Genomic DNA, 19,561 nt, shown 5'->3' on the forward strand with positions numbered 1-19,561 from the left:
TGCGCGGGCTCAGCTCTTGATGGCGCCGGTGAGCACGCCCTTGGTGAAGTACTTCTGCAGGAAGGGGTAGACGAGGAGGATCGGCACGACGGCGATCACCAGGACGGCCATCTGTGTCGTCTGCGGCGCCGAGACCATGCCGGCCTCGCTCAGGCCCGTGTCCGCGATCTGCGCGCCCCCGATCACGTACGTGCGCAGCACCTGGGAGAGCGGCCAGTGGTCGGACTCCAGGTAGATCGAGGCGGTGAACCACGAGTTCCAGTAGCTGACCGCGTAGAACAGGCCGACGACGGCGAGCGCGGCCTTCGACAGGGGCAGCGCGATCCGCCGGAACGTGGCCCAGTCACCGGCCCCGTCCAGCCGCGCCGCCTCGTACAGCTCCTCCGGGATCCCCTGGAAGAAGCCGCGCAGCACCACCAGGTTGAAGACGTTGATCAGGCACGGGGCGATGACCGCCGCGTACATGTTCTGCATCCCGAGCCCCTTGACCAGCAGGAACGCGGGGATCATGCCGGGCGGGAAGAGGAACGTGAACAGCACGAGCAGCAGCACCGGCTTGCCGCCGTAGACGCCGGGGCGGCTGAGCGCGTACGCCAGGAACGCGGTGCAGGCCAGCGACAGCAGCGTGCCGATGACGGTGATGCCGACGCTCACGCCGAGCGCCTTCGTCACGATGCCGCCGCTGAGGATGTTCTCGTAGGCGCGCAGCGTCGGATCGCTCGGCCACAGCACCCAGCCGCCGTTGGCGACGACCTCCTTGTTCGAGGCGAGCGACGTGGAGACGATCACCAGGAACGGTACGAGGACCAGGCACAGCAGCACGATCACGGCGAGGCCCTTGGCGGCCCTGGTGACGGGCTTCGGCTTCTCCATCCACGCGGGACGGACGGGAGTTCCCGCGGACGTGCTCACTTGTAGACCCCCTGCTCGCCGAGCTTGTGCGCGATGCGGTTGGCGACGAACACGAGTGCCGCGCCGATGAGGCCCTTGAAGAGCCCGGCCGCGGTGGCGTAGCCGATGTCGCCGCCGACGATGCCCTGCCAGAAGACGAAGGTGTCGAGGACCTCGCCGACCTCCGGGCCCACCGACTGCCGCTGCAGCAGCATCTGCTCGAAGCCCACGGAGAGGATGTCGCCGAGCCGCATGATCAGCAGCAGCACGACGATCGGGCGGATCGAGGGCAGCGTGACGTGCCAGAACCGGCGCCAGGGCCCGGCCCCGTCGATCGCGGCGGCTTCGTAACTCTGCTCGTCGACCTGCATCAGGGCGGCCAGGAAGATGATCGTGCCCCAGCCGGCGTCCTTCCAGATCACCTCGGCGACGACCAGCGGGCGGTAGGCGTCGGGGTTGCCGATGATGTCGACGGTGTGCAGACCGGAGTCGCCGAGGAAGCTGTTCAACAGGCCGGTGTCGGACAGGACCTGCTGGAACAGGGCGACGACGATCACCCACGACAGGAAGTGCGGCAGATAGACGACGGACTGCACGAAGCGGCGCAGCAGATCGGACGTCAGGCTGTGCAGCAGCAGCGCGATCGCCAGCGGCACCGGGAAGTAGAACACCAGCTGGAGCACGGCGATGTAGAGGGTGTTCCACGTCGCGTGCCAGAAGTCCGGGTCGCCGAACATCCGGCTGAAGTTGCCGAAGCCGACCCAGGGACTGCCCCACAGCCCGGCGAACGGGTCGTACTCCTTGAACGCCACGACGTTGCCGACGAAGGCGCCGTAGTGGAAGACCAGGAAGTACACGAGGCCGGGGACCATGAGCAGCAGGAGCACGCGACTGCTGTAGAACCGTTTCCACTTCGTATCGCGTTTGATTGTGCGGGCAGTTGACCCGATTTGCGGCTCGCCGGGGGGTTCCACCGCCCCGGTGTCGGGCCTTTCCTTCGCCACAGTGGGCACGGGAACCCCTCCGTCGTGGGAACAAGGTGTGCCGGAATCTAAAACGGTTACTACGAACGGTCAACCCCTCTGGCATCGCGATGTCTTGACCCTTGACACCCCAAGTGCCTAGCCTCCTGATGGACTTGAGTAACCGGTTACAGAGTTTCTGCAACGAGGGGTGGAACCGAGTGACGGCACACCGACCGACCGCGGCCCTGGCCATGGGCGCCCAGGTGGTGGAGCGGGTCTTCCCGCCCGACCTGCGGGACCGGCTCGGCCGCAGCACCCGGTTGGCGGCGCCGCCGCTGACCGGGGCGCTCGACGGACCGGACGCCATGGAGGTGCTGGCCGCGACGGAGATCCTGGTCACCGGGTGGGACTGCCCGCCGCTCACCCGGCAGGTCCTCGCGGCCGCGCCGCGGCTGACGACCGTGGTGCACGCCGCCGGGTCGGTCCGCCCGATCGTCACCGACGCCGTGTGGGAGCGCGGGCTGCTCGTCTCCTCGGCCGCCGACGCCAACGCGGGGCCCGTCGTGGCCTTCACCCTCGCCGCGATCACCTTCGCGGCGAAGGGGGCGCTCGCCACGGCCGGGGGCTACGCGTCGGCGTGGCCCGGGTTCACCGAGCGGGTCGGCGCGGACGCGCGGGTCGTCGGGATCATCGGGGCGTCACGCATCGGGCGCCGGGTGATCGAGGCGCTGCGTGCGGACGAGGCGGGGTACCGGGTCCTGCTGTGCGACCCGTACGTCGACGGGGCCGAGGCCGCGCTGATGGGGGTGGAGCGGGTCGGGCTCGCCGAGCTGTGCCGGCGCAGCGGGATCGTCAGTGTGCACGCGCCTCAACTGCCCGCGACGCAGGGCCTGTTGAGCGCGGAGATGCTCGCGCTGATCCCGGACGGTGGTGTGGTCGTCAATACGGCGCGGGGGGCGTTGCTCGACACGGAGGCGCTGGCCGCTGAGTGCGGGTCCGGGCGGCTCTCGGCGTACCTCGATGTCACGCACCCGGAGCCGTTGCCCGCGGGGCATCCGCTGTTGTCGTTGCCGAATGTGCTGGTGACTCCGCACATCGCCGGGGCGCAGGGGAGTGAGGTGCGGCGGCTCGGTCTGTACGCGGTGGAGGAGGTCGAGCGGCTGGTCCGCGGCTCGGAGCTGCGGGGCCGGACCGGGCGGGGGGACATGGTGCGGGTCGCTTGAACGGGGGCGCCCGCTCGTCTGCGGGGTCCCGTGCGGGTGGCGGCCACCGGTTTCGTCGTGGCTGGTCGCGCCCCGCGGCGGAGCCGCTGATCGACACAGCCCCGCGCCCCTGAGGCATGCAGCTTCGCTGCTGCCTCATCGCTGAGATGCCGCACGAAGTGCGCATCTCAGGGGTGCGGGGAACTGCGCGAGAAGCCCCACCGGCCCGCACCCGCCTGTGCACCGCGGCTTGGCAGGTGCCCCGACGTAAGGGGCGCGGGGAACTGGGCGAGAAGCCCCACCGGCCCGCACCCGCCTGCGCACCGCGGCTTGGCAGGTGCCCCGGCGTAAGGGGCGCGGGCAACTGCGCGAGAAGCCACCACGCACCCGCGCCCGCCGACCGGACAGCCACCCGGTACGCGCAAAGGCGCCCGTCCCGCCGGATCAACCCCGGCGGGACGGGCGCCAGTCGCACCCCGGAGGGGATCAGCGGCGGGAGTACGACGACACGTAACCCGGCGCCGGCGAACCGACCCCCGTCACGTCGTCATAGCCCCGGACCGCCTTCAAGGACGCGTCCTTGCCCAGGCTGCGCACCGAGGTGAGCAGACCCTCCGACGCGTCGAAGCCGTTCGCGAAGTCGACCCGCGCCACGGCGAGGTCACCCTTGACCGGGTGGTCCGTCACGTCGTGGTAGGCCTTCGACCCGTACCGGTCGTAGATCGCCGGGTTGGCGAAGCCGATCGCCCGGCCGCCCCGCTCCTGCTGCGCCAGCGCCTGCACGCCCGCGATCACCGGCGCCGCCAGCGACGTACCGCCGATGCGGTACTCGTCGTAGCCGAGCGAGCCGTCGGGCAGGGTCTGCGTCTGGCCCACCAGGAAACCGGTGTTGGGGTCGGCGATCGCCGAGATGTCCGGCACGACGCGGTTGCGGCCGCCGTTGGCCCTGGCCAGCGCGTTCGGGACGACACCCTTCTGGTAGAAGGGCTGCGGGACCGTCCTGCTGGTGCCGCCGCCCGCGCCGGAGGTGTACGCGCCCGGGAAGTCGGTCCAGCTCTTGCCGTCCGCCGACAGGTTGGCCTTGTCCGTGCCCCAGCCGGTCTCCCACTGGTACGTGTCGCCCTTGCCGACGTTCAGCGAGGTACCGCCGACCGCGGTGACCCACGCCGAGTTCGCCGGCGTGTCGACCTGCTTCGTACCGGTGGAGGCGACGTTGTCGCCGTTGTCGCCGGACGAGAAGTAGAAGCCGATGCCCTCGATCGCGCCCAGCTGGAAGACCTGGTCGTACGCGGCGGCGAGCTGCGGCGTCTGGTTGGCCTCGATGTCGCCCCACGAGTTGGAGACGATGTCGGCCAGGTGCTTGTCGACGATCTTGCCGAGCGAGTCGAGCAGGTCGTCGTCGTAGCAGGAGGACGCGCCGACGTAGGTGATGTTCGCCTTCGGTGCCACCGCGTGCACGGCCTCGACGTCGAGGGTCTCCTCGCCGTACCAGCCGGCCGCGCCGCACTCCTCGGTCTTCGTGTACGTCTTCGGCAGGATCTGGTTCAACTGCCCGTCGCCGTACGCCGCGTCACCGTGCTTGGCCGCGTACTTCTCGGCGTCCTGCGCGATGGTCGGCGAGGCGTACGCGTCGGTGATCGCGACCCGCACGCCCTTGCCGGTGGCCTTGCCCGCACCGTACGCGGCCCGCAGCTGCTTGCCGGTGTAGCCCTTGACGGCGTACGGGATCTTCTTGCCGTCCACGGAGGGCAGGCTCTTGGCGGTGTTCGAGCCGTAGTACGAGGAGAACGGCCCGGCGTTGCGGAACACCGCGTCCGGCGGCGGCAGTTCGTCCTGGTGGTCGGCCTTGTGCGGCGCGCTGTCCAGACCGGTGACGGTCAGTACGGCGCCGTCGAGCGAGGCGGGCACGGACGCGGCGCCGGAGGGCGCGCGGTAGGTGTGCTTGCCCTTGGTGTAGTTGTGCAGCTGCGTGCCGAACGCCTTCTCGGCGGCGGCCACGTCACCCGACACGGATATGTAGTGCGTGCTGGTGCCGGTCACGGTCAGGCCCGCGGACTTCAGCCAGGCCGTGACCTCGGATATCTGCGCCTTCGTGGCGCCGAACCGGGCCTGCGCCTCCTTGGCGCTCAGGTACTTCCCGTACGAGGCCGACGACGGGTCGGACACGGCCTTCGCGTACGCGGCCAGCCCCTTGGCGTCCCGGCCGGCGAGGTAGACACGGGCGTCGACCTGGTTGCCGTTCGCCGTGGCGCCCTTGTCGGCCGTACCGGTGGCCCACAGCGGCTTCGTGCCGGAGAGGGTGGCGCGGCCCGTGTCGGCCTGGGCGGCCGGCGCGGCGAGGGCGAGGGCGCCGGCGAGCAGCGGCAGTGTCGCTGCCAGGCTCAGGCCGGCCCGGGTGCGGCGTGTGCCGCGGATGGATCTCATAGAACCCCCTGGTCTCATGGAACCCCTGGGTGAGGTGCAGGTGTAATGCACACCCAGAGGGCCCCACTCTCGCCAGGAACCGTTCACGCGGGGGGAATGGATCGATCAAGAAGGCGTCAAGTCGGCTCAAGTCCGTTCGGGATCAACCGATTTGGGAACTACGGTCGATCCCGGAACGGCTACGGCCGGGCGCCCCGGTCCTTCAACATCCCCGTCATCAGGTCGATCTCGGACTGCTGCGAGGCCACCATGCCGCGCGCCAGGCGCCGCTCGGCCCCGACCACGCACCGCCGCACGCACCCCTCGGCCATGTGCACGCCGCCCTTGTGGTGGGCGATCATCAGCCGCAGGTACAGGACCTCGGCCTGCCGGCCACCGGCCTTGCGCAACTGGTCGAGCTGCGTGTTGGTCGCCATGCCCGGCATCAGCGCACCGTCCTCGCCGGCCGGCGCGTCGGCCATCCCCATCCAGGCCATCGGCGGTTTCTGCGACACCTTCGGCAGTTCCCACAGGTCGAGCCAGCCGAGCAGCATCCCGCGCTGGTTGGCCTGGGTCTGCGCGATGTCGTACGCGAGGCGGCGCACCTCCTCGTCCTTCGTGCGGTCGCGCACGATGTACGACATCTCGACGGCCTGCTGGTGGTGCACCGCCATGTCGCGGGCGAACCCGGCGTCCGCGGACTCGGCCGCCGGCACCTTCAGGTCGGCGGGGCCGCCGTCCCCGTCGGCGACGGCGTACGTGACCGCGCCCGTGGCCACGGCGACCGCCGCGGCCACGGAGACGAGCCATCCGGTCCGACGCCTCACTGGGCGAGGCCGCCGGTGCAGGACGCGCCCGGCTCAGGCGTCTGCTTGCCCTGCACGAACGTGTCGAAGAAGGACGCCACCGCCGGGTCCGACGCGCTCTTGACCGTGCGCTGGTGGCCCCAGGCACTGAGCATGATCGGATCCTTCTGGTTCTGCACCGGGCTCATGAGCGAGTACGGCGTCCGCTTCACCTTGGCGGCGAGCGCCTTCACGTCCGCGTCGGCGGCCTTGTCGTTGTACGTCACCCAGACGGAGCCGTGCTCCAGGGCGTGCACGGCGTTCTCGTCCGGGACGGCCTTGCCGTAGACGTCACCGTTGCAGTTCATCCACACCGGGTTGTGGTCGCCGCCGACCGGCGGGGTCATCGGGTAGGCGACCTTCTTGGTGACGTGGTTGCGGGTGAGCTTCCCGCTCCAGGTGCCGACACCGTTCTTGTCGTACGAGAAGTGGCCGGCGCCGGACTTCGCGTCGGCCTGGTCGGAGGCGCCGTCGTCACCGCTCTTGGTGACGGCCCAGGCGCCCACTCCTATGAGAGCCGCCACGACGACCGTGCTCACCGTGATGATCGCGATCCGGCCGCGGCGCTGACGGGCACGCTCGACGCGGCGCATCTCCTCTATGCGGTCCTTGCGGGACGGCGCGGCGGACGTGTTCTTGGCGGAACCCATGGAGTGTCCTTCTGAGAAAAGGATGAGACGGGCGGGCCCGCTGATCGTAGTGGGGAAAACGGGGGCGCGGGAGGTGGTGTCGTCGGTCTCCGGAACGGCAGGCACTATGGGCGGAGGGGGTTCAACAGGCACTATGAACTCGACACCGGCCGATCAAGGATGATCAAGGTCGGCAACGCGCACGAAACGGGCGTGTGGTGGGATGTGACCAGGCCTTTCGATGGCATGGGAGCAGGCGGCCTGACCAGCAAGGATGGGTGGAAGCGGAAGATGGACAAGCAGCAGGAATTCGTGCTCCGGACTCTCGAGGAGCGCGACATCCGGTTCGTACGCCTGTGGTTCACGGATGTGCTGGGCTTCCTCAAGTCGGTGGCCGTGGCCCCCGCAGAGCTGGAACAGGCCTTTGACGAGGGCATCGGCTTCGACGGCTCGGCCATCGAGGGCTTCGCCCGGGTCTACGAGTCCGACATGATCGCCAAGCCGGACCCGGGCACGTTCCAGGTCCTGCCGTGGCGCGCCGAGGCCCCCGGCACCGCGCGCATGTTCTGCGACATCCTCATGCCCGACGGCTCCCCGTCCTTCGCCGACCCGCGCTACGTCCTCAAGCGCGCCCTCGCCAAGACCTCCGACCTCGGCTTCACCTTCTACACCCACCCCGAGATCGAGTTCTTCCTCCTCAAGGACAAGCCGCTCGACGGCACCCGCCCGACCCCGGCCGACAACTCCGGCTACTTCGACCACACCCCGCAGAACGTCGGCATGGACTTCCGCCGCCAGGCGATCACCATGCTCGAATCCATGGGCATCTCGGTCGAGTTCAGCCACCACGAGGGCGCCCCCGGCCAGCAGGAGATCGACCTGCGCTACGCCGACGCGCTCTCCACCGCTGACAACATCATGACGTTCCGCCTGGTCATGAAGCAGGTCGCCCTCGAACAGGGCGTCCAGGCCACCTTCATGCCCAAGCCGTTCTCCGACCACCCCGGCTCGGGCATGCACACGCACCTCTCGCTCTTCGAGGGCGACCGGAACGCGTTCTACGAGTCGGGCGCCGAGTACCAGCTCTCCAAGGTCGGCCGCTCCTTCATCGCGGGCCTGCTGAAGCACGCCGCCGAGATCTCCGCGGTCACCAACCAGTGGGTCAACTCCTACAAGCGCATCTGGGGCGGCGGCGGCCGCACCGCGGGCGCCGGCGGCGAGGCCCCGTCCTACATCTGCTGGGGCCACAACAACCGCTCGGCGCTCATCCGCGTGCCCATGTACAAGCCCGGCAAGACGGGCTCGGCCCGCGTCGAGGTCCGCTCGATCGACTCCGGCGCCAACCCGTACCTCACCTACGCCGTCCTCCTGGCCGCCGGCCTCAAGGGCATCGAGGAGGGCTACGAACTCCCGCCCGGCGCCGACGACGACGTCTGGGCCCTCTCCGACGCCGAACGCCGCGCGATGGGCATCGAGCCCCTCCCGCAGAACCTCGGCGAGGCGATCGCCCTGATGGAGCGCTCGGAACTGGTCGCGGAGACGCTCGGGGAGCACGTGTACGACTTCTTCCTGCGCAACAAGAAGCAGGAGTGGGAGGAGTACCGCTCCGAGGTCACCGCGTTCGAGCTGCGGAAGAACTTGCCGGTGCTGTAAGCGCGGCTCGCACGTCTTTCGGGGAGATTCAGCCGCTGGGGCCGACGGTCATGGACCGTCGGCCCCAGCGGCGTTCCGCGGTCCGGCGTCAGTTGCCCGACGTCGTGGAACGTTCGATCAGGCCGTGGATCTCCGTGTCGCCCTGCCCGTCCATCGGGGTGTCGTAGTCACCGACGGCCCAGAAGGTCCCGGAGTCACCGGCCGGCGCCAGGTCGTGGAGCCAGTACGACGGCCACCGGGGCTCGGCGTCGGGCGCCAGTGCCGCTGCCTGCTTGGTCCAGGCCGTTCCGTCGTAGTGCCAGACGAAGGGCTCGGACCGCACCCCGTTGCTCTTGTCCGACCCGGTGGCCCACAGCCCCCCGGCGCCGTCCGAGGCGATGGATTCGAGGTACAGCTCGCCGAGCGAGCCGGTGACGTCCTGCCAGTCGGTTCCGTCCCAGCGCACGATGCCGGGGACGGGCGCGCCGGCGTTCTCGGCATCGGCCCATCCGCCCACGTACACACTGCCGTCCGCGGTCGCGACGATCTCGGCGGCGTCGGTGCCCGTCCTCAGGGGAGGCTGCGGCAGCAGGGTCCAGGTGGTGCCGTCCCAGTGGTAGACGACGGGGTGACCGCCGTTCACCGGGTACTGCATGCCGGTCGCGTAGGCGTCGTCCGCCGAGACGGCGTCGATGTCCCTGATGTCGACGAGCGGCGGCAGCGCGAACGTCTGCCAGCTGCCGTCGGCGTAGGTGTACAGGGCGTCGCCGCCCTTGAACAGGCGCCCGGGGACGGCGTCGAGCGGAACCTCGGGCCAGGACCTGTCCAGGGCGCCCACCGTGGGGACGGTGCTCCAGCGCTCGCCGTCGTAGTGGACGAGGGTCTGGCTGTCCTCGTCCGATCCGTACGCCCACACGTCATCGGCGGAGACGGCGCTCACCGCCGACCACTGCCACACGTCGGGCAGCCCGGGAGCGGTGTCCGCGCTCCAGCTCCCGCCGTCCCAGCGCATGATGACGCCGTGCATGGCTTTCCTGCCGACCGCCCAGGCGTGGTCCGCGTCGGCCGCCGAGACCGACATCAGGGACTCCGCCGCGCTGTCACCTGAAAGGGACAGTTCCCATGAGGACGTCGCGGCGGAGCCGGTTCCTCCCGCGGTGAGCAGTGTCGCCGTGAGGGCCACTGACACGGTCGTCGCGCGCAGCAGGTGTCGTACGTGCATCAACGGGTGCTTCCTCTGTTTCTCTGCGATCGGGGGTCTGCACCCGGCACGGAAGCCGGGCCGGATACGAGACCCCCGGCACCCGAGGATGGTTGTACCGGGAAATGAACCGCGTCAGGGGGTGATCGCGTCCCGCAACGGCACAGTCGCCCGCTTCCGGTACTCCTGGATCGCCCACCCGTTGCCGTCCGGGTCCGTGAAGTACATGAACGTGCCGCCGTCGTCCGCCCCGAACTGCACCGGCTCGGACACGTCGAGGCCGCGTTCCGTCAGTTCGTCGCGGGCGGCCTTGATGTCGCTGACCACGAGCTGGAGGCCGTGGTACGTACCGGGGGTGGGCGTGCCCGTCCGGATGGGGACGCCCGCGGCGAGCACGATCGAGCAGCCCGAGCCCGGCGGGGTGAGCTGGACGATGCGGGCGCCCGGCATCACCTCCCGGTCCACGTCGCAGCGGAAGCCGACCTTGTCGACGTAGAAGGCCTTGGCCCGGTCGATGTCCGAGACCGGCAGCGGGATCACTTCCAGGGTCATGTCCATCGCTCAAAGGTAGGCGGGGGAGACCGCCGCCGTCATGAGGCGCCGCGCGGTTCCTGTGCCGTCCGCCGGAACCGTGTACAGGTCGGCGCCGTAGTCGCCCGGCAGCGCGTACGTCACATGGCGGGCGTCGCTCCACACCGCCTGATCGTCGACGCTGCGGGTCTCGGCCAGGGGTGTCTCCCGCAGCGTGGCCAGGTCCAGTACGTACAGCCGCCAGGGCGCGTCCGCGGGCAGGCCGGGCACCCGCTTCTTGTACGCGATCCGGGTGCCGTCGGGGGACAGCGACGGGCACTCGACGTTGCGGTGGAGGGTCGTGACCGTGCGGGCCCGCAGATCGCCGCGGACCAGGTACGTGCTGCCGTGCGTGGCGAGCGTCGCGTAGAAGTGGCGGTCGTCGGCGGCGAACGTGACGCCCCAGAAGTTCGCGTCGGCCGCCCGGTAGGGGTGGCCGTCCTTGACGATCCGGTACGCCTCCAGGGACGGGGTCAGCCGGCCGGTGGCCGTGTCCAGGATCGCCGCGCGCGTGGAGAAGTTCGTGCCCGCGTAACTGTCGCCGCCGACGAACGCCGTCCACGCCGCGTACCGCCCGCTCGGCGACACCCGGGCGCGGGACGGGACGCCCGGCACCGGATAGTGCGCCTTCTGGCGCAGGCGGGCGTCCAGGACGGTGGCCCGGTAGGTGTCGGCGAGGGTGCCGTGAACCGCTTGGAGACAGATCCCGGTGCCCGAACTTGCAGAGAAGCGCAGGCACTTGAGGTGTGTCGCGGTGGCGGTGCGCGGGCCGCCCGGGTGCGCCGCCGGGGCCGTCGTCAGCTCGTCGCGGTGCGGGCCCCAGGCCATGTTGCGGAACACCAGGCGGGGCGGGCCGCCGTCCAGCCGGACCGTGCCCGCGGTGAGGGCCGGCCCGCCCGGACGGGCCTCGTTCCTGCGGTCGGCGCGGGCCGAGGCGTGCAGCACCGCGGCCGTGGCCACCGCGGCCAGGGCGAGCACCGCCGCGACCAGGACCGTGAGCCTGCCGCGGGTCGTCATGCCGGTCGTCGTCATGCGGTCGCTTTCGTGTGGGGGAGGGGGCGGAGGACGTACGCCACCGCGGCGCAGACGGCGAGCAGGACCGCGGCCCCGCTGAGCGCCGTGCGGTCGCCCCACGCCGTCCACGCCGCGCCGAACCCCAGGGAGCAGCCGAACCGGGCCACGGCCTGCCCTGTCTGCACGACGGCGAGGCCCGAGGAGCGCCGGTCCTCGGGGAGGCCGGCGGAGGCCGCCGCCATCAGGACGCCGTCCGTCGCCGCGTAGAACGTGCCGTGGAGCAGCAGGACGACGCAGGGCAGCGCCGGGCTGTGCGCGTGGGTGAGCAGGAGCGCGTACACCGTGAGCAGGGCGAGGTGCCCGCCGAGGAAGACCGGCCAGGCCCCGACCCGGTCGGAGAGCCGGCCGAGCGGCGCCGCGAGGAGCAGGAAGGCGGCCGCGGTGCCCAGGGGGAGGAGCGCGAACCAGCGTTCCGGGACGCCCAGTTGGCGTTGCAGTACGAGATAGACGAAGGCGTCGCTGACGGTGGCGAGGCCGAGGAGCGCGGCACAGATCGTGGGCCGGATCAGCCGGGCCCGCTCAAGCCCCTTCGGCGACCGAGGAGCGGGGTCCGGGGCCGAGCGCCGTGTCCCGGGCACGAACAGCACCAGCACCACGACCCCCAGCACGGCCACACAGAAACTCACCGTGAACACCGCGTCGTACCCGTCCACCGTCCGGCGCAGGATCACGAACGCCACCAAGGGACCCAGCAGCGCGCCCGCCGTGTCCATCGCCCGGTGCACGCCGAACGCCCGGCCGCGCGCCGCCGGTTCGCTCGACAGGGAGATCAGGGCGTCGCGCGGCGCCGTGCGCAGCCCCTTGCCGGTGCGGTCCGCGGCGAGCACCGCGCCGATGAGGGGCAGCGAACCCGCCACCAGGAGCAGCGGCTTGCACAGTGCCGAGAGGCCGTAGCCGAGCACCGCGACCGTCTTGTGCCGGCCGCCGCCGCTGTCCGCGAAACGCCCGCCCACCAGGCGGACCAGGGCCGAGAACCCGTTGTAGACGCCGTCCAGGAGGCCGAAGCCGAGCGGGCTGAGGCCGAGCCCGGCGACCAGGTAGAGCGGCAGGACCGCCGTGACCATCTCCGAGGACACATCGGTGATCAGGCTGACCGTGCCGAGCGCGAGCACGGTGGAGCCCACGGCGCGCCGCCGCCCGGTGAAGGACCGGGCGGCGGGCTCCGCGGACGTCGGCGCCGAGGGGGTGGCGCGGCTGTCCGCTACGTACATGTCACGAGGTCCAGACGCCGGTGATGTCCTTGGCCGAAGCGGCGTTGCCCGCGTGCGGCAGACCGTGCATGTCCTCGAGGGTGCGCAGCAGGTCGTAGTGGTTGTAGGTGGTCGAGGACGACGAGCCGGGCGTGACCTGCTGGCCGTAGAGGACCGTGGGGATCTTGTTGCCGCTGAGCCGGTTGTCCTCGTCGAAGGTGACGACCAGCAGGCTGTTGTGGGTCTTCGCCCAGGTCGCGTACGCGCCCAGCTTGTTCTTCAGCCAGGTGTCGCCCGTGGACACCGAGCAGTCGTGCATGTCGCTGCACAGGTTCGGGACGACGAAGGAGACCTGCGGCAGCGTCGAGTAGTCCGAGGGGAACTGGGCGAAGGTCTTCGCCGAGGACGTCGGTACGTTGCTGAAGCCGAACCACGGGTTGTGCTTGCGCGCGTAGTCACCGGAGGAGCAGGTCGTCGAACCCTGGCTCGGCAGCGTCTCGTTGTAGCTGCCCCACGTCTTTCCGGCGGCGATCAGCTCCGAGGCGAGATTGGGCGCCGAGGAGAAGCCGGGCGTGTAGCAGCTGTCGTCCGTGACGCCCTGCGTGGAGCCGGAGAACAGCGCGAAGTAGTTGGGCTGGCTGGGGTGCGTCTCGGCGTACGAGGCGCTGAGGTTGGCGCCGCCGGACTTGAGGCTGTTGATGTACGGCGCGCTGGAGGAGCCGATGACCTGGCTGTACGCGTGGTTCTCGAAGACCACGACGATCGTGTGGTCGGGAGTGGGCAGGCCGGCGGCGGCCTGCGCGGGGGAGGTGCCGGTGAGGGCGAGCCAGCTGCCGGTGGCGGCCGCCGCCAGGGCGAGGGCCGAGGCGAGCGCCTTGCCACGGGCGCGCCTGAGGAGTGTTCTGCCGGGCACGTGAGACCTCCGAGGTGGGGGAGGGGAAAGGGGCGTCCTGACGGTGCAGGCAGAGCATGCACACGCCAAGATGCCCCTGTGTCACGCAATCCGACCCCGATGGGTGAACCGTGGGTGAACCCCTGGGGAGCCGCGGCAGGTCAGCGCTCGGACAGCGGTGACGGCGCCTCCTGCACCGTCCACCCGTTGCCGTCCGGGTCCGTGAAGAACATGAACGAGTTCCACTGCTCGCCGGGGCCGTCCGCCCAGCCCTCGGGCCCCGCGTGCCGCACCGGGCTCACGTCCACACCGCGCCCCGCCAGCTCCTCGCGCGCCGCCGCGATGTCCGTGACGCACACCTGCAGACCGGTGAGCGAGCCGGGCCGCATCGGCTGCTGCCCCGGCGCGCCCGGCATGCCCTCGGTCAGCGCGATCGAGCAGCGCGAGCCGGGCGGCGTCAGCTGCACGATGCGGATGCCGGGCGCGACCTGGCTGTCCAGGTCGACCTTGAAACCCACCTTGTCCGCGTAGAAATCCTTGGCGCGGTCCACGTCGGAGACGGGGACGACGACCACCTCGAGCGTCCACTCCATGGCCTGTCCTTCCAGTAGTGCCCGGCAGTACCCGGCGGGCCTTCACAGATCCTCCCGCCGGAGGGAGGACTCCGCACGCGTTCACCACTCATCGGTGCCGCACGGACCGCAGTAGGCTCAGGACCAGCGTGTGATCGAACAGGAGGCCGGGATGTCGGTGCCGCAAGGGCGCAGGAGCAGTACGTTCACGCGGCTGCTGCGGCACGGGTTCACCGATCCGTCCGGCGCCGAACGGCTGCTGGACGTACCCGTGCTGTCCTCGGTGCGCTCCGACCCGCTGCTCCTGGACGCGCTCGGTGCCACCGCCGACCCCGATCTGGCCCTGCTCGGCCTGGTCCGGCTGGTCGAGGCGCAGGAGCGGGCGGCCGGTGACGCGGGCCGCCGCGAACTGCTCGACACGCTCATCACCGCGAAGCCGCTGCGCGACCGCCTCCTCGGCGTCCTCGGCGCCTCCGAGGCCCTCGCCGACCACCTCGCCCGGCACCCCGCCGACTGGCAGGCCCTCGTCACGTACGAGCCGAGCGATCTGCATCCCGGGGTGGAGGAGTTCGAGCGCGGCCTCGCCGACGCCACCGGGGCCGACTCGCTGCGCGTCTCCTACCGGCGCTGCCTGCTGTCCATCGCCGCGCGCGACGTGTGCGGCACCACCGACATCGCGCAGACCGCCGCCGAACTGGCCGACCTGGCGACCGCGACCCTGCGCGCCGCCCTCGCCATCGCGCGCACCGCCGCGCCCGCCGACGCCGCGCAGTGCCGGCTCGCGGTGATCGCGATGGGCAAGTGCGGCGGCCACGAGCTGAACTACGTGTCCGACGTCGACGTCATCTTCGTCGGCGAGGCCGTCGACGGCGCCGACGAGGACAAGGCGGTCCAGGCCGCGACCCGGCTCGCCTCCCACATGATGCGGATCTGCTCCGAGACGACGGTCGAGGGCACGATCTGGCCGGTCGACGCGAACCTGCGCCCGGAGGGGCGCAACGGCCCGCTGGTGCGCACCCTCTCCTCCCATCTCGCGTACTACCAGCGCTGGGCCAAGACCTGGGAGTTCCAGGCGCTGCTCAAGGCCCGCCCCGTCGCGGGCGACCCCGAGCTCGGCGAGGCCTACCTGGAGGCCGTCTCCCCGATGGTGTGGCAGGTCGCCGAGCGCGAGAACTTCGTGCCCGACGTGCAGAAGATGCGCAAGCGCGTCGTCGCCAACATCCCGGCGGGCGAGGTCGAGCGCGAGCTGAAGCTCGGCCCCGGCGGCCTGCGCGACGTCGAATTCGCCGTCCAGCTCCTGCAGTTGGTGCACGGGCGGGCCGACGCCTCGCTGCGCAGCGGTACGACCCTGGACGCCCTGGCCGCCCTCGCCGACGGCGGCTACGTGGGCCGCGTCGACGCCGTGCAGCTCGACGACGCGTACCGCTTCCTGCGCACGATGGAGCACCGCATCCAGCTGTACCGGCTCAGGCGCACGCACCTGGTGCCCGAGGACGACGCCGACCTGCGCCGCATCGGCCGCTCGATGGGCATGCGCACCGAACCGCTCACCGACCTCAACCGCGCCTGGAAGCGGCACACGTCCGTCGTCCGCCGGCTGCACGAGAAGCTCTTCTACCGCCCGCTGCTCGACGCCGTCGCCCAACTCGCCCCCGGCGAGACCCGGTTGAGCACCGAGGCGGCGCGGGAGCGGCTCGTCGCGCTCGGCTACGCGGACCCGAGCGCCGCCCTGCGTCACCTGGAGGCCCTCGCCTCGGGCGTCACCCGCAAGGCGGCCATCCAGCGGACCCTGCTCCCGGTGCTGCTCGGCTGGTTCGCGGACTCCGCGGACCCGGACGCGGGCCTCCTCGGCTTCCGCAAGGTCTCCGACGCGCTGGGGAAGACGCCCTGGTACCTGCGGCTGCTGCGCGACGAGGGCGCCGCCGCGGAGAACCTGGCCCGCGTCCTGTCCGCGGGCCGGCTCGCCCCCGACCTGCTGATGCGCGCGCCCGAAGCGGTCGCGCTGCTCGGCGACCCGCACGGCCTGGACCCGCGCGAGCACGCCCAGCTGGAGCAGGAGGTGCTCGCCGCGGTCGGCCGGGCCGACGACGCCGAACAGGCGGTGGGCGCGGCCCGCGGGGTGCGCCGCCGCGAGCTGTTCCGCACCACGGCGGCCGACATCATCGCCTCGTACGGCACCGAGGACAGCCCCGCGGTCGCCGACCAGGGCGCGCTCGTGGACCGGGTCGGCTCGGCGGTCTCGGACCTGAACGCGGCCACGCTCGCCGGCACGCTCCGGGCGGTCGTGCGGGAGGGCTGGGGCGACACGCTCCCCACCCGGTTCACGGTGATCGCCATGGGACGCTTCGGCGGCCACGAGCTCGGCTACGGATCCGACGCCGACGTGCTGTTCGTGCACGAGCCGCGCGAGGGCGCCGACGACCACGAGGCGGCCCAGGCGGCGAACAAGGTGGTCGCCGAGATGCGCCGCCTGCTCGCGCTGCCGAGCGCCGACCCGCCGCTGCTGATCGACGCGGACCTGCGCCCCGAGGGCAAGTCGGGCCCGCTCGTGCGCACCCTCAAGTCCTACGAGGCGTACTACCGCCGCTGGTCCCTGGTCTGGGAGTCGCAGGCCCTGCTGCGGGCCCAGCCCGTCGCGGGCGACGCCCAGTTGGGCGCGGCCTTCATCGATCTGGTGGACCCGCTGCGCTATCCGGCCGAAGGACTCGGCGACGACGCCGTGCGCGAGATCCGCCGGCTCAAGGCCCGGATGGAGTCGGAGCGGCTGCCGCGCGGCGCCGACCCGACGCTGCACACCAAACTGGGCCGCGGCGGACTCTCCGACGTCGAGTGGACGGTCCAGTTGCTCCAGCTCCGGCACGGCTGGGCGGAACCGGGCCTGCGCACCACCCGCACCCGCGAGGCGCTGGCCGCGGCCAGCGCCGCCGGTCTGCTGCCGACCGAGGACGCGGCGATCCTCGACGAGGCGTGGGTCCTGGCCACCCGGGTGCGCAACGCGGTGATGCTGGTGCGCGGCCGCGCGGGCGACACGTTCCCCTCCGACGGGCGGGAACTCGGGGCCGTGGGGCGGTACTTGGGGTACGACCCCGGGCACGTCGGGGACATGCTGGACGACTACCGGCGGACGACGCGGCGGGCGCGGGCCGTGATGGAGGAGCACTTCTACGGGGCGTAGGCCTCCGGCGGTTCGGCGGTGCGCTCTGTCGTCTGCCTGGTTGATGTCTCGTCGGCGGCTGCGCGTTGTTCGTGGCTGGGCGCGCAGTTCCCCGCGCCCCTGCCGGCTCACGCCTCCAGCAGGCGCCGGCAGTGGGTGATGAAGGCGGTCAGGGCCAGGTCGAAGGCCGCGTCGGAGCGGTCGTCCGGGGCTGCCGCCAGGGCCTGCTCCAGGAGGGGGGTCGACGCCTCGTCCGTCAGCTCCCACATGGCCTCCGGGGCCGCCATGTCGAGGGCCGAGCCGAGGACCACGTTCTCCAGCCCGATGATCAGCGGCATCACGTCCGGCAGCGCGAACCCCGCGTCGAGGAGCAGCGCCACCGCCAGTTCGTACTGCTCCAGGACCCGGGGCGCCCGCACCGGGTTCGTGGTCAGCAGCGGGATCGCCCGGGGGTGCGCGCCGAACGCGGCGCGGTAGGAACGGCCCCACGCGGCCATCGCCTCGTCCCACGGCAGCCCCGAACGCAGCGGCTCCGGGTCGATCGCCGCCGCCACCCGCTCGCGCAGCAGCTCCACGATGCCGTCCCGCCCGTCCACGTGGTGGTAGACCGAACCGGTCTGCACGCCGAGCCGCCGGGCGATCCCCGGAACGCTGAACTCGCCTTTCTCGTCGACGAGTTCGAGCGCCGTCGTGGCGATGCGCTCCCGGTCAAGGAGTGGCTTGCTCGGCCGTCCCATCCGCTGTGCTCCCCATCCGATCCGCAAAACAGGTCTTCCCGTATCCCCAACGGGAGGTTACATTGCGGAAACCGAAAGCCTTTAGGTTTACGTCCTCGTTGATGAACGTGTTGATGAACGTGCTGCCCCTGCCTGCCGCCAGAAGGGCCTCTCCCCGCATGTCCGTGACCTCCCCGAAGACGACCACGACGAGCCCGCCACCGGGCCTGCGCACCGGCACCCTCGGCACCGCCGACATCTCCTTCTTCGTCGTCTCCGCCGCCGCCCCGCTCACCGTCATGGCCGGCGTCGCCCCCATCGCCATCGCCCTCGGCGGCATCGGCGCCCCCGCCGGATACCTCCTCGCCGGGCTCACCCTCGCCGTCTTCGCCATCGGCTTCACCGCCATGAGCCGCCATGTGACGGGCGGCGGCGCCTTCTACGCGTACATCACCCAGGGCCTCGGCCGGCCCGCCGGCGTGGGCGCCGCGCTCCTCGCGATGGTCGGCTACAACGGCATGGAGATCGGCGTCTACGGCCTCCTCGGCACCGCCGCCCAGGACACCGTGCACGCCCTGTTCGGCGCCGACATCCCCTGGCTGCCGGTCTCCCTCGCTGGCCTGGCCCTGATCTGGTACGGCGGCTACCGCTCCATCGACTTCGGCGCCAAGGTCCTCGGCGTGCTGCTCGTCGCCGAGACCGGCATCCTCGTACTCCTGGCCGGCGGAGTCCTGCTCAAGGGCGGCGCCCACGGCCTGTCGGCGGCGTCGTTCGCCCCGGACAACGTGCTCGTCCCCGGCACGGCGGCCGTACTCGCCTTCGCGTTCGCCGCGTTCACCGGCTTCGAGTCGACCGTCATCTACCGCCGCGAGGCCCGCGACCCGGACCGCACGGTGCCGCGCGCCACGTACATCGCCGTCGGCTTCCTCGGCCTCTTCTACGCGTTCACCGTCTGGATCGCGATCCAGTCCTTCGGCGACGCGGCCGTGGTGAAGGCGGCGGGGTCCGACCCGGCCGGCCTCTTCTTCACGGCGATCACCACGTTCGTCGGCGGCTGGGCGGCCGACCTGATGCACATCCTCATCGTCACCAGCGTCCTCGCCTCCCTCCTCGCCTTCCACAACGCCATCAACCGGTACGCGCTCGCGCTCGCCGACGAGGGCGTCCTGCCCCGCGCCCTCGGCCGCATCCACCCCCGGCACCGCTCCCCGTACGTCGCCGGGCTCGCCCAGACCGTGCTCGGCGCCGTCGTCGTCCTCGCGTTCTGGGCGGCGGGCGCCGACCCGTACGGCCAGCTGCTCCTGTGGGTCAACACCCCGGGAATGATCGGCCTGATGGTGCTGCAGCTCCTCGCCGCACTGGCCGTCCCCTTCTTCTTCCGCCGCATCACCCACCAGGAGGGCGTGCTGCGCACGATCGTGGCCCCCGTCGCCGCGACACTCCTGCTGGCGGCGGCGATCGCCCTCGTGATCACCCACGTCGACCTGTTCACGGGCGCGTCCCCCCTGGTGAACACGATCCTGGTGGCGGTGGCCCCCGCGGTCTTCCTCCTCGGCCTGCTCCTGGCCCGCCGCCTGCGCACATCCCACCCGCAGACATACGAGGGGTTCGGCCAATAGGGGGCG

At 71.4% G+C, this 19,561-nt stretch carries 16 protein-coding genes; 4 read left to right on the forward strand and 12 right to left on the reverse strand.

What is annotated here, in order from left to right:
- Positions 1-9: 9 nt before the first annotated feature.
- The gene (locus ACQUQD_RS28950; RefSeq protein WP_428957681.1) at positions 10-873 is read right to left on the reverse strand and encodes a carbohydrate ABC transporter permease; all 864 of its coding nucleotides are present in this window, start codon (positions 871-873) and stop codon (positions 10-12) included.
- A gap of 35 nt (positions 874-908) precedes the next feature.
- Positions 909-1,763, reverse strand: a complete 855-nt coding sequence (locus ACQUQD_RS28955) for an ABC transporter permease (protein WP_428957682.1) — start codon at positions 1,761-1,763, stop codon at positions 909-911.
- 344 nt (positions 1,764-2,107) lie between these two features.
- Here ACQUQD_RS28955 and ACQUQD_RS28960 point away from each other — a divergent pair, with 344 nt between their 5' ends.
- Positions 2,108-3,079, forward strand: coding sequence for a hydroxyacid dehydrogenase (locus ACQUQD_RS28960; RefSeq protein WP_428957683.1), 972 nt, complete (start codon positions 2,108-2,110; stop codon positions 3,077-3,079).
- 465 nt (positions 3,080-3,544) lie between these two features.
- Here ACQUQD_RS28960 and ACQUQD_RS28965 read toward each other — a convergent pair whose 3' ends face one another.
- The 3 genes from ACQUQD_RS28965 to ACQUQD_RS28975 all read right to left on the reverse strand — a co-directional run bounded on the left by ACQUQD_RS28965 (position 3,545) and on the right by ACQUQD_RS28975 (position 6,956).
- Positions 3,545-5,482, reverse strand: coding sequence for a S53 family peptidase (locus ACQUQD_RS28965; protein ID WP_428955082.1), 1,938 nt, complete (start codon positions 5,480-5,482; stop codon positions 3,545-3,547).
- Between the two features lie 179 nt (positions 5,483-5,661).
- Positions 5,662-6,288 (reverse strand): DUF305 domain-containing protein, encoded by a 627-nt coding sequence (locus ACQUQD_RS28970; protein ID WP_428955083.1) that lies wholly within the window; start codon positions 6,286-6,288, stop codon positions 5,662-5,664.
- Complete coding sequence (locus ACQUQD_RS28975; RefSeq protein WP_428955084.1) at positions 6,285-6,956, reverse strand: DUF3105 domain-containing protein; 672 nt, start codon at positions 6,954-6,956, stop codon at positions 6,285-6,287. Before ACQUQD_RS28975 ends, ACQUQD_RS28970 begins: the two co-directional genes overlap by 4 nt.
- A gap of 270 nt (positions 6,957-7,226) precedes the next feature.
- Between ACQUQD_RS28975 and ACQUQD_RS28980 the strand changes: the two genes are divergently transcribed.
- Entirely contained in the window at positions 7,227-8,588 is a 1,362-nt protein-coding gene (locus tag ACQUQD_RS28980; RefSeq protein ID WP_428955085.1) for a glutamine synthetase family protein, read from the forward strand.
- Between the two features lie 88 nt (positions 8,589-8,676).
- On the opposite strand, the gene ACQUQD_RS28985 is transcribed toward ACQUQD_RS28980, so the two are convergent.
- The 6 genes from ACQUQD_RS28985 to ACQUQD_RS29010 form a co-directional block, all read right to left on the reverse strand.
- Complete coding sequence (locus tag ACQUQD_RS28985; RefSeq protein WP_428955086.1) at positions 8,677-9,789, reverse strand: hypothetical protein; 1,113 nt, start codon at positions 9,787-9,789, stop codon at positions 8,677-8,679.
- 114 nt (positions 9,790-9,903) lie between these two features.
- Positions 9,904-10,326 carry a VOC family protein gene (locus tag ACQUQD_RS28990; protein ID WP_428955087.1) on the reverse strand — a complete coding sequence of 141 codons (423 nt, stop codon included), beginning with the start codon at positions 10,324-10,326 and terminating at the stop codon, positions 9,904-9,906.
- A gap of 3 nt (positions 10,327-10,329) precedes the next feature.
- Positions 10,330-11,355, reverse strand: a complete 1,026-nt coding sequence (locus ACQUQD_RS28995; protein ID WP_428957684.1) for a TolB family protein — start codon at positions 11,353-11,355, stop codon at positions 10,330-10,332.
- Between the two features lie 11 nt (positions 11,356-11,366).
- A complete protein-coding gene (locus tag ACQUQD_RS29000; RefSeq protein WP_428955088.1) occupies positions 11,367-12,623 on the reverse strand; it encodes an MFS transporter in 1,257 nt (418 codons plus the stop codon).
- 1 nt (position 12,624) lies between these two features.
- Positions 12,625-13,515 carry an alkaline phosphatase family protein gene (locus tag ACQUQD_RS29005; RefSeq protein WP_428955089.1) on the reverse strand — a complete coding sequence of 297 codons (891 nt, stop codon included), beginning with the start codon at positions 13,513-13,515 and terminating at the stop codon, positions 12,625-12,627.
- Between the two features lie 140 nt (positions 13,516-13,655).
- Positions 13,656-14,087, reverse strand: a complete 432-nt coding sequence (locus ACQUQD_RS29010; RefSeq protein ID WP_428955090.1) for a VOC family protein — start codon at positions 14,085-14,087, stop codon at positions 13,656-13,658.
- Between the two features lie 151 nt (positions 14,088-14,238).
- Here ACQUQD_RS29010 and ACQUQD_RS29015 point away from each other — a divergent pair, with 151 nt between their 5' ends.
- Positions 14,239-17,241, forward strand: coding sequence for a bifunctional [glutamine synthetase] adenylyltransferase/[glutamine synthetase]-adenylyl-L-tyrosine phosphorylase (locus ACQUQD_RS29015; protein ID WP_428957685.1), 3,003 nt, complete (start codon positions 14,239-14,241; stop codon positions 17,239-17,241).
- A gap of 107 nt (positions 17,242-17,348) precedes the next feature.
- Here the strand turns inward: ACQUQD_RS29015 and ACQUQD_RS29020 are convergent, their stop codons facing one another.
- Positions 17,349-17,957 (reverse strand): TetR/AcrR family transcriptional regulator C-terminal domain-containing protein, encoded by a 609-nt coding sequence (locus ACQUQD_RS29020; protein ID WP_428955091.1) that lies wholly within the window; start codon positions 17,955-17,957, stop codon positions 17,349-17,351.
- Positions 17,958-18,115: 158 nt separating this feature from the next.
- Here ACQUQD_RS29020 and ACQUQD_RS29025 point away from each other — a divergent pair, with 158 nt between their 5' ends.
- Entirely contained in the window at positions 18,116-19,555 is a 1,440-nt protein-coding gene (locus ACQUQD_RS29025; RefSeq protein WP_428955092.1) for an APC family permease, read from the forward strand.
- Positions 19,556-19,561 lie beyond the last annotated feature (6 nt).

It is taken from the genome of Streptomyces sp. cg35 (genome assembly GCF_050410835.1).
Taxonomy (GTDB): domain Bacteria; phylum Actinomycetota; class Actinomycetes; order Streptomycetales; family Streptomycetaceae; genus Streptomyces.